13 protein-coding genes and 4 tRNA genes are annotated in these 10,470 nt (G+C 34.1%); 9 read left to right on the forward strand and 8 right to left on the reverse strand.

Features of this window, described 5'->3' with window-relative positions; all coding sequences use genetic code 11:
- Positions 1-50: 50 nt before the first annotated feature.
- The 9 genes from ACXJIE_RS05420 (at position 51) to ACXJIE_RS05460 (ending at position 4,982) form a co-directional block, all read left to right on the forward strand.
- A complete protein-coding gene (locus ACXJIE_RS05420) occupies positions 51-1,247 on the forward strand; it encodes a cytochrome d ubiquinol oxidase subunit II (protein ID WP_456479953.1) in 1,197 nt (398 codons plus the stop codon).
- A 9-nt stretch (positions 1,248-1,256) separates the two neighbouring features.
- Positions 1,257-1,469, forward strand: a complete 213-nt coding sequence (locus ACXJIE_RS05425; protein ID WP_456479954.1) for a hypothetical protein — start codon at positions 1,257-1,259, stop codon at positions 1,467-1,469.
- Between the two features lie 108 nt (positions 1,470-1,577).
- A complete protein-coding gene (locus ACXJIE_RS05430; RefSeq protein WP_456479955.1) occupies positions 1,578-2,054 on the forward strand; it encodes an MFS transporter in 477 nt (158 codons plus the stop codon).
- 70 nt (positions 2,055-2,124) lie between these two features.
- Positions 2,125-2,835, forward strand: a complete 711-nt coding sequence (locus ACXJIE_RS05435; RefSeq protein WP_456479956.1) for an MFS transporter — start codon at positions 2,125-2,127, stop codon at positions 2,833-2,835.
- 57 nt (positions 2,836-2,892) lie between these two features.
- Positions 2,893-4,470 (forward strand): phosphoenolpyruvate carboxykinase (ATP), encoded by a 1,578-nt coding sequence (gene pckA / locus ACXJIE_RS05440; protein WP_456479957.1) that lies wholly within the window; start codon positions 2,893-2,895, stop codon positions 4,468-4,470.
- An 86-nt stretch (positions 4,471-4,556) separates the two neighbouring features.
- A tRNA-Gly gene (locus ACXJIE_RS05445) sits at positions 4,557-4,633 on the forward strand.
- A 32-nt stretch (positions 4,634-4,665) separates the two neighbouring features.
- Positions 4,666-4,740: transfer RNA gene (locus ACXJIE_RS05450), tRNA-Cys, on the forward strand.
- Between the two features lie 31 nt (positions 4,741-4,771).
- Positions 4,772-4,859, forward strand: a tRNA-Leu gene (locus tag ACXJIE_RS05455).
- 33 nt (positions 4,860-4,892) lie between these two features.
- Positions 4,893-4,982 (forward strand) — tRNA-Ser (locus ACXJIE_RS05460).
- Between the two features lie 103 nt (positions 4,983-5,085).
- Here the strand turns inward: ACXJIE_RS05460 and ACXJIE_RS05465 are convergent.
- The 8 genes from ACXJIE_RS05465 to ACXJIE_RS05500 form a co-directional block, all read right to left on the reverse strand.
- The gene (locus ACXJIE_RS05465) at positions 5,086-5,886 is read right to left on the reverse strand and encodes a hypothetical protein (protein WP_456479958.1); all 801 of its coding nucleotides are present in this window, start codon (positions 5,884-5,886) and stop codon (positions 5,086-5,088) included.
- Complete coding sequence (locus tag ACXJIE_RS05470) at positions 5,868-6,380, reverse strand: hypothetical protein (RefSeq protein WP_456479959.1); 513 nt, start codon at positions 6,378-6,380, stop codon at positions 5,868-5,870. The genes ACXJIE_RS05465 and ACXJIE_RS05470 overlap by 19 nt, the downstream gene beginning before the upstream one ends.
- Before the next feature lie 20 nt (positions 6,381-6,400).
- Positions 6,401-7,036, reverse strand: coding sequence for a Shedu anti-phage system protein SduA domain-containing protein (locus ACXJIE_RS05475; protein WP_456479960.1), 636 nt, complete (start codon positions 7,034-7,036; stop codon positions 6,401-6,403).
- A complete protein-coding gene (locus tag ACXJIE_RS05480; RefSeq protein ID WP_456479961.1) occupies positions 7,036-8,211 on the reverse strand; it encodes a WD40 repeat domain-containing protein in 1,176 nt (391 codons plus the stop codon). Before ACXJIE_RS05480 ends, ACXJIE_RS05475 begins: the two co-directional genes overlap by 1 nt.
- The gene (locus tag ACXJIE_RS05485; RefSeq protein WP_456479962.1) at positions 8,208-8,540 is read right to left on the reverse strand and encodes a hypothetical protein; all 333 of its coding nucleotides are present in this window, start codon (positions 8,538-8,540) and stop codon (positions 8,208-8,210) included. The genes ACXJIE_RS05480 and ACXJIE_RS05485 overlap by 4 nt, the downstream gene beginning before the upstream one ends.
- 26 nt (positions 8,541-8,566) lie before the next feature.
- Positions 8,567-8,836 carry a hypothetical protein gene (locus ACXJIE_RS05490; RefSeq protein WP_456479963.1) on the reverse strand — a complete coding sequence of 90 codons (270 nt, stop codon included), beginning with the start codon at positions 8,834-8,836 and terminating at the stop codon, positions 8,567-8,569.
- Positions 8,837-10,051: a hypothetical protein gene (locus ACXJIE_RS05495; protein WP_456479964.1), complete on the reverse strand. Its 1,215-nt coding sequence runs from the start codon at positions 10,049-10,051 to the stop codon at positions 8,837-8,839.
- 76 nt (positions 10,052-10,127) lie between these two features.
- The coding region (locus tag ACXJIE_RS05500) for a hypothetical protein (protein ID WP_456479965.1) at positions 10,128-10,470 on the reverse strand (343 nt) is incomplete at its 5' end.

Consider the following 10,470-nt stretch of genomic DNA (forward strand, 5'->3'; position numbering starts at 1 on the left):
CTTAAAATCCTATTTACGGTCGTTAAAAACGGACCAAAAGGAGCGCACTAATGACTTGGGCACCAATTACAGTGGACGCAACACATTTTTATCTACAGGTTTATTGGTGGATAATTGTTGCGGTTCTCGGAGGATTATTCTTATTTATGACATTTGTTCAAGGTGGACAAACATTATTCCATGTTGCACAAAATGAAACGGAAGAAAGAGGTATTTTAAACTCTCTTGGTAGAAAGTGGGAACTTACATTTACAACGTTGGTAATGTTCGGTGGTGCACTATATGCGGCATTCCCGCTATTTTACTCCGTATCTTTCGGTGGTGCGTACTGGGTGTGGATGCTTATTCTTTTCGCATTCGTACTTCAGGCGGTATCATACGAATATATGAACAGAACGGGTAACCTTATCGGTAAAGGCGCATATAAATTTTTCCTATATTTCAACGGTGTTGTAGGTATCGTTTTAATCGGTGCCGCAGTCGGTACTTTCTTTACAGGTTCAAACTTCAGTTATGATCCTGCGACAAGAGTTCTCGAATGGGGTACTGCCGCTAACGGATTCAACCTAAGAGGTTTGGAAGCGGCAATCGATTTCGGACACGGTGCATGGTTCAACCTTGCAATGGGTGTTTTGGTATTTGCCGTTGCAAGAATTTTAGGTGCTCTTTGGCTGATTAACGATTTGGATGAAAACGACTTTGCTGAAGTCGTCGCAAGATTAAGAGCAGTTGTAAAAAGATGCTTTATCGTATTGCTTGTGGCTTTGGTAATCGTTCTTTACGGATTAATTACCATGAAAGGTTACGCATACGATATTCACGATCCTAAAGGTACCGTTTCTTTGGTTGCAGGTAAATATCTTCAGAATCTATTGGCATTCGGTGCGATTCAGCTAATCGTATTTTTGGTTGGTGTTGTACTTTTCGTTTTAGGTGTGTTCCAAAGCGGATTCGGAAATTCAAGAAAAGGTATCTGGGCGGCAGGTCTTGGAACCGTATTAATAGGTATTATCGTATTTACACTCGCAGGTCTTAACGGTACTGCGTTTTATCCAAGTTATGCTGATTTACAAAGCAGCTTGACTATTCAAAACAGTTCAGGTTCAAAATACACACTAATGGTTATGGCATGGGTTAGTGTTGCTGTTCCTTTTGTTTTAGGTTACATTATGTATGTTTGGTATCAAATGAAAAAACAAGGTCCTATTACAAAAGAAGAAATCTTAACAGACGACCATGCATATTAAGGAGCGGATATGAGAAAGTTTTTAGCATTAATAACATTATTTCTTGGAAGTTTTCTTTTCGCTTCCGAGAAACTGTTGCCAAACGGTATTACTCCGGAAGCACAGAACATTAACACGACATGGGGATTGATTCTATTCTTTATGTGGCCGATTTTAATAATCGTATGTTACAAATTCGTAGAATTCACTCTTAAAAAAACAGGGGTTGAAACAGACCTCTGATTTTTCCCTTCTTTTTTAATTCTTCTATATACCTGCAAGTCTAATTTTCTCGCCTTTTAATAAATTTTAAATTCAAAGTATTACATTTTAGGATGTTTTTAATAATAAATGCAAAAAACAACTGATTTTAAACTGATTAAAAATGTCTTGGGCGGCATTTTCGGAAATGTGTTGGAATGGTACGATTTTGCGGTTTTCAGTTTTTTAACCCCCGTTTTGAGCAAACTTTTTTTTCCGGAAGAAGATAAAATAGTGGGAATCATACTTACTTTCGGCGTTTTTGCGACCGGTTACCTGTTCCGCCCGTTAGGAGGGATCATTTTCGGATACATAGGAGACAACAAAGGCAGAATAACAGCGTTAAGGGTTTCCATACTTTTAATGGCTATTCCCACAGTTATAATAAGGTTTATGCCTACTTACCAGAACATAGGCGTTTTTGCGGCTCTTATACTTGTTTTGCTAAGAATAGTACAGGGTATATCCGTCGGAGGGAAACTTATCGGTTCAACCTCTTATCTTGTAGAAATAGCGCCAAAAAACAAAAAAGGATTTTTCGAAGCTTTACTCTTTTTAGCGCCATAGGCGGCCTTCTGTTCGGATCAACGGTGGTAACAGTGCTGAATTCTCTGCTTTCACAGCAGCAGATGAGGGAATGGGCTGGAGAATACCCTTTATAATAGGTATTTTTATTTTTGCCGTAGGTGTTTGGTTAAGAGAGCATTTGATGGAATCCGAAGAATACTTTCAATACAGAAAAAACAAGGAATTGATAACAAAACTGAGGGATCTTTTAAAAACAATGCCTTACGAAACAATACAGCTCTTCGCAATTATATGCGTGGCAACGGTCAGCTCGTATATGCTGTTCGTGTGGATGCCGACATATCTTGAAAAAATAATAAATCCTCCTGTTCACAATGCTCTTTTAATAACCGACCTTGTAATGGTCGTCGTATTGGTAACCATTCCTGTTGCGGGAATAATTTCCGACAGGTACGGCACAAAAACCGTTTTAATGGCGGCGACTTTAAGCATATGGGTGCTTTCATATCCGCTTCTGGTTTTGTCACAGCAAAAAAGCTTTACACTGGTACTCGCCGCTGAATTGGTTTTTGCCGTTTTCTCCGGATTCATTCAGGGGCATCTTCCCGCATTGATGGCTTCAATTTTTCCCATTAAATACAGATATACGGGGATGGCTGTAGGTTATAACAATACGACAGCGTTAATAGGGGGGGGGGGAACCACACCTATGCTGGCGACTATGCTGATTCATAAAACGGGGAATTTAAACGCACCGGCGTTTTATCTCATTTTAGCGGCTGTAATCTCATTTGCAGCTTTTTATAAATTAAAAAAATAACGATATTTTTTTGATATAATTTTATTCCGTATAACCACACTTATTTAGGAGAATTATATGATTAAGGAATTAGACAAAATCGGAATCAAGGCAAACAGAGTAATTCATAATCCCGACTATGAAAAAATCATTGAAGACACGTTGAAAAAAGGCGAAGTTGAAATTACCGCAAGCGGCGCTACCGCGGTGGATACAGGGGAATTTACCGGCAGAAGCCCGAAAGACAAATATTTTGTAAAACAGACCCCGAGCGAACAGTATATCGCATGGGGGGATATAAACCAGCCTATCTCACTTGAAACTTTTAAAAAATTAGAAAGCTTTACAAAAAAAGAATTGTCCGAAAAAGAAGAATTATATGTTATTGACGTTTTTGTAGGTGCATCTAAGGAGAGCAGAAGAGGAATAAGATTCGTAACACCGATAGCATGGCAGGCACATTTTGTTATGAATATGTTTATATTGCCGACTGAAGAGGAACTTAAAAACTTCAAGCCCGACTTTACTTTCTTGGTTGCCGGAAAGGCGAGATACCCGGAGTGGAAAGAAGAAGGACTGAACAGCGATATTTTCGTAGCATTTAACATAGAAGAAAACACGGCCGTAATGAGCGGTACTATGTACGGCGGCGAAATGAAAAAAGGTATTTTTACCATGATGAACTACTGGTTGCCGCTTGAAGGCAAACTTTCTATGCACTGCTCGGCGAATGTAGGGGAAAAAGGCGATGTGGCGCTGTTTTTCGGACTTTCCGGAACAGGAAAAACCACTCTCTCGACGGATCCGAAAAGAAAACTCATAGGCGACGACGAACACGGATGGGATGACAAAGGCGTGTTTAACTTCGAAGGCGGATGTTATGCAAAAGTCATCAATCTCGACAAAGAAAGCGAACCTGAAATTTACGGCGCGATTAAAAGAGGCGCTCTTCTTGAAAACGTCGTAATAAAAGAAAACGGCGAAGTTGACTATACAGACGGAAGTAAAACGGAAAATACGAGGGTTTCGTATCCGATTGAGCATATTGAAAACCATGAATGCACTCTTCAGGGAGGACACCCTAAAAACATTATATTCCTTAGCGCCGACGCTTTCGGAGTACTACCGCCTGTAAGCAAACTTACAAAAGAGCAGGCGATGTATTATTTCCTAAGCGGATATACGGCCAAAGTTGCAGGGACCGAAAGAGGAATTACCGAACCGGTTGCAACATTCAGCGCATGCTTCGGAGAACCTTTCCTACCGCTTCATCCTACGGTTTACGCAAAACTTTTAGGTGAAAAAATAGACAAACACGAAGTTAACGTATATCTCGTAAACACAGGATGGACGGGCGGACCGTACGGTGTGGGACACAGAATGAGTATTAAAGACACAAGGGCTTGTATCAATGCAATTCTTGACGGAAGCATCAATGACGCCCAATTCGAAACACTGCCGGTGTTTGAACTTCAAATCCCCAAAGAACTGCCCGGGGTGAATACGGAAGTTTTAAACCCGAGAAACACATGGGAAGACAAAGACGCTTACGACGCACAGCTTAAAAAACTTGCAAGTATGTTCGTCGAAAACTTCAAAAGATACGAAGACGTTCCCGAAGGCAAAGAGTTCGAAAAGGCGGGACCTAAAATCTAATCCCTCTTTTTCTTAAATTTTTCTTTATTTTCATTAAAAATGTTGCATTTTTTTTTTAATTTTTATATAATTTCAATCCATCACTTGCGGGCTTAGCTCAGCTGGCTAGAGCGCCACCTTGCCAAGGTGGAGGCCGCGGGTTCGAATCCCGTAGCCCGCTCCATTAAATTCAAAGCTTTGAATTTAACTGTGTCTGGCGCCATAGCCAAGTGGCTAAGGCAGGGGCCTGCAAAGCCCTGATCCCCGGTTCGAATCCGGGTGGCGCCTCCAGTTGGATTTTATAAAAGTTGTATTTTTATTCGCCCGGGTGGCGGAATTGGTAGACGCAAGGGACTTAAAATCCCTCGGGAGCTTTTCCCGTGCCGGTTCGAGTCCGGCCCCGGGCACCATCCTCTTAAAACTCAAACGTTTGAGTTCGCTGTGGAGAGGTGGGTGAGTGGTTGAAACCGGCGGCCTTGAAAGCCGTTGAGGTCGCAAGGCCTCCGCGGGTTCGAATCCCGCCCTCTCCGCCATTACTTCGAAAACTCCGTAAATTCGGTATCTTTCAAAAATCAACGAGGTAAGTGTAAGTCGTTTTTGGCGGATTTTTACTGACAATTTAACTGACAATTTTATTTAAATACAATTAAAAATCATTAATTCTAAATAAATCTTTTTTTGTGGGTCGTCAATATTTTTAAAAATATACGAAAAAGTTTTTTTGCTTTCTTGAACTATTGAATCAAATTGAGGATGTTTTTTTACAGCTTCTTTTGCGGTTATTAAAAGTTGAGTAAAGTTTTTGTTGTGTTTGTTAAAAATTATTAAAGCAGTTTTATCATCTCTCCAAGTTACATATCTTTCTAAAAGTTGATCTATTGCTTTTAACAGTTCTTGCTCTCCATACCAAATTTTACATTCTGCAATAAAAACATTGTTACCTTCTTTGTCTTGAACTAATATATCGGTTTTACCTTTTTTGTTAAAAGTTTCTCCTGTTGCTGTATAACTTTTTGAAATAGAATTTAAGTGAGGTAAAAAGAAATCTCTAAAGCCTTCTTCATTAAATTTTGAATATAGATTTTTGTATTTTTCCAAATTTAAACCAAAAATATTAATTTCATTAATGATATCATTATAAGCTTTATCACTTATTGATGAAAATTTTTCTTTTTCAAAAAATGGGTCTAAAGTCTTTGTTTCAAAAATACTATCGAGCTGTATCCTTATTTCATCTTCTGTTTCTTTTAATGAATAAAATTCAGATGGATAAACTGTAATATCTGGCCGCTTGTTTTTAGTTATATTTGCTTTTTTAACAGATTGCAAATTAGATAGTAATATTTTAACTTTTTCTAATTTTGAATTATCTTTTAATTTCACTTTTAAATATTGTGTTTGAAATGCTTTTCTGGATTCTATAACATAATTAGGCATAATGTCTCCTTTTTTTTAACATTTTTATGTAAATTTTCTAAATTTTCTATAAGTTTTTGCCAATTTATATATTGATAAATATCATCAAAAAAATCAGTTTTTACATATCTGTTTTTTAATTTGTCTTTGCAATTTTTGATACAATTTTTAATAATTTCAATTATTTGCTCATTTGTAGCGTTAAAGTATATATCTCTTGTGCAAAACCTGTCTGTTTTATAAATAAAAAGTTTTTTTCTTGTTTTTCTTTTTCGTTTTTGAGCGGTTTCATGATATTCAACCCTTATTTGTCTGCCTCCTGACATATAGAATTTAAGAAATCCAATAATTTCATTATATTCCCATACTCCTCCAAATATATTTATTGGCAAATCTTCATTATAATCTATTTCATCTTTTATTTTTTGGTTATATTTTTTATATTCATCATAATATTTTTGTTTGCTAATTCTATATACGGGTAGTTCGAATAACAATGATGTTTTTAATAGCATTAGAATTCCTTTAAAAAAATTTAAATTTTTCTAAAATAATTTAAATATGATAAATTATCTAAATATGTTTTTAATTCTGATTGAGTCTTTGTTTTAGGATGTTCTTTAAAACTCCAAAACTCTTCTTCATGTTTTTTTAAATGTTCTAATGCATCAAAGAAAACATCAGTGCTTCTGATTTCTATATCAGATTTTTTATTATGATATATTCTCCATTTTTTAGCATAATTACTTGACCAATCTTTTCTTGAACCGGCAATTAATATATATCTAAATTTTGCTACTATGCCAAAAATTCGATTTTTTTCATTAGGATTTTCATCAAAATATTTATCCCATGTTTTAACTTGCTCGATTGCAGCGTTTAATTCTGATGACGGTTTGTTATTTTTTGTAAATAACTTCATTTTAGGTTTTTCAATCTCAACCAAAACCCATTCAGGACCATCAGAATTATCATTAAGCCAGGCATAATCACATCTTAATTCACCACCAAATGATATTTCTCTAAAAATTGGTTGAATTCCAAATTTTCTTGAATACAGTCCATAAAACAAAAACGAATTATCTTTTAATGTATTTAATAAATGTCTTTCAGAATTTTTTTCAAAAGCTATTTTTAAATTTTTTTCAACTTCTTCTATATTCCATCTCATTATAATCCTTTTAGCGTAAATTTTTCTTTTCTTCTTTGTTTGTATATCGGGTGGGTTTTTGGAATCAATTTATTGCCGTCATAAAAATTCACATACCTAAATCCTTCTTCGTTGCAGTTATAATATTTCTCATCAAAAACAACCCATCCGCCGTTATCAAAAGCCACATAAGTTGCTAAACATTTCTCGCTTTTTATATCCCAGAGTTTAACCGTTTTATCCCGGCTTCCCGAAATAATATATTTTCCGTCAGGAGTTATTGCTACTGAATTTATACTGCTACTATGTCCTTCAAAAGTTCTAATTAACTCTCCTGTGGTTATATCCCAGAGTTTAACTGTGCCATCATCACTTCCCGAAACAATATATTTTCCGTCAGACGTTACTGCTACCGAATTTACACCACTCTCATGTCCTTCAAAAGTTCTGACTATCTCTCCGGTGTCTATATCCCAGAGTTCAACCGTTTCATCCCAGCTTCTCGAAATAATATATTTCCCGTCAGGCTTTACGATTACTAAATATATATCATATATTTCCTCTTCTAATTCAAAAGTTCTTATTATTTCCCCGCTTTTTATATCCCAAAGGATTGTACAATTACCAGTTTCTGAAACAATATACCCTCCGTCAAGCGTTACGGCTACTGAATATACACTGCCACTATGCCCCTCAAAAGTTCTGATTAATTCTCCGGTGTCTATATCCCAGAGTTTAACCGTTTCATCCCAGCTTCCCGAAACAATATATTTCCCGTCAGGTGTTATTGTTACCGAATCTACGCTATCTTTATGCCCTTTAAAAGTTTTGATTAACTTCCTGGTTTTTACATCCCAAAGTTTAACTGTATTATCCCAGCTTCCGGAAACAATATATTTTCCGTCAGGCGTTACGGCTACTGAATTGACATCACTTTCATGTCCTTCAAAAGTTATGATTAATTTTCCAATGTTTATATCCCATAGTTTAACTGTGTAATTATCATTCTCCGAAACAATATACCTTCCGTCAGACGTTACTGCTACCGAATTTATTATTCCAGTATGTCCGATATTTATATATAACCGAAAATCAGTATGTTTTATCACATCTTTATTTAAAATTTTCTGAGTAATGTTTAGCAGATTTTTGGCTTTGGTGAGGGCGTTTTGTTGTTTTTGAGGGGTTATTTTCATGATATGTCCTTTAACACGATTTTTAGGTCTTTATATTTGAAAATATTCGGTTTTATTAGTTTGAGGTGTTTTCCTACTCTCAAATCCACCACTTTATCCGATGCTATGTATAGAGTTTTTCTGATTATTTTAGGATTTAAATTTATATAATATTCAATTTCCTCTATTGGTTTGTAATTTTGCAGATATTTTTGAATTTCCTGTGGTGATAAGTTTTTATAGTCAAAATTATAATTTAAGAGTTTATCGTATATAACTTTTAGGTGATCTTCTTTTAGTACTTTTTTAGTCCAGTTTAAATGCACTTCGTTTGGGTTTATGTATATCAAATCCACTCCCTTGTCTTCATATCCCCTTATAAGTCCGTTTTTTTGTTCAAAATTTTGCCTATGTATTTTTCGTATTGGTCGCCTTTTTGTTTAAGGGCGGTGTTTTGATGCTGAAAAGTTGATTTATTACTGAAGATTTTATTTTCTTCTTTGAAATTTGATTCATTTTGTTTTGTTGATGTTTTTATTTTCCGAATTAATTGAATGATATCATCAGGGCTACTTTTAGGTGTTGAAAAATAATCAATTATCATTTTTAAGATAAAAGAACCTATAATAAACAATATATATATCATTTAAAACTCCATATACCGATAATCATCTTTAATGGTTTCTTTTGTTTTTTTGATTCTTTCAGAATTTTTTAGTTTTTCCAATTCTTCGCTTAAACGTTCATATTTTTCAATTAATTCATCTTTGAAACTTTCTATAAATTCATCTAAATCATATATTTCCGTTAGTCCGAAAGAGTCGTTTTGTTTGATATCTTCAAGTTCTTCTTTTAAAGATTTTATTTTTTCTTTGAGTTCTTGTATTTTCTTTTTAAGAATTTTTTTGTCATCTGCCGTGTCGCTTGTTAATTGAAAAGCTTCTCCCGTTTCCAAATAATGTAAAATTTCTTTGACTTTTTGAATATCTTTGTTTGCATTGGCATCGTTGAGTTCCTGCATTAACTTAGTGGCTTTTTCTTTTAATTCTTCACTTACCAAATCTGGATGGCACAGTTTTACGGCTTTTTTATAAAGGGTTTTTAGAAGGGATTTTTCTTCATCTGTAAGCTTGGTTTCATTTTTTATACTTTCTTTTATTTCTTCGTATTCTTCGTAAAATTCTTCGTATATTTTTTCGGCTTCTTCGTATTCTTTGAAGTCTTCGTCCTCTTTGATTTCTTCTTCTATTTTTTCTTGTTTTTCTTTTTCTTTTTTTAGATTTTCTTTTGTTTGTTTCAGTTCTTCGTATGTTTGGTAAATTTCTTCATAGTTTTCGTCGTTTTCATCCAGATTTTGCAAAATTTCGTCCAATTCTTCTATGGTTTCATCTATTTCATTGATGGTTTGATTTATTTCTTCTTGTTTTTGTTGAGATTGTTTGAATTTTTCTATTTTTTCTTTGTTTTTGTAATATGCTATTTTCTTTTGAAGCTGAACGATTTTTTCTACAATTTCCCCGAGTTTAATGTGATATAGTCTGTTAAAATCTTCTAATTTATTTAGATACTGAATTTTTTCTTCATATAGAGTCTGAAAGAGTTTTTCTAATTGTTTAAGTTCTAATTTTAAAGCATTTATTTCTATATCTTCGTATTTTATTAAAGAATGGGCATTTTGAAGATATTGTTTTATTTCGTATATTACGCTGTAATCGTAATTTTGCAGTCTGTTTATAAATGAAGAAATTTTTTCGTCCAATTCAAGCTTTTTTAGTTTCTGGATTTGAAATTCTATTAATTCCTCATCTTCTATTTCAATAGCGTTTTTTATTATTTCAAGTCTTTTTAAAATTTCTTGCATTTTGTTTCCCCCACAAAGACAGTTAAAGAATTATAACTAAATTTAAAAATAACTTTTATTAAACTATTCCTTAAAATTAAATTGATTTTTGTAATACTTTTTTAGATTTTTGCTTTAATGCTTTGTTTATTTCAATTTTTTCGTTTTTTTCAGATTTATTATTTTTATTCGATTTATTTTCCATTTCCTCATAATCCCTTTCAATTTTAAGTTTTGCATTTTCATCTTCTAAACCTTTGATTTTTGTTTTTAAAATTTGATTTTTTTCTTTTTCCTGTTTTAGTTCTTTTTTAAGTTCTTTGACTTTGAAAACGGCATCAATGAATTCTTTGCCGTAATCTTTTTTGCTTGATGTTGTATATTTGATTATCTTTTTAGCCGTAGAGGTTTTAACGACTTTTTCTTTATTGAGAACACCT

The sequence above is a fragment of the Nautilia sp. genome, from assembly GCF_053994455.1.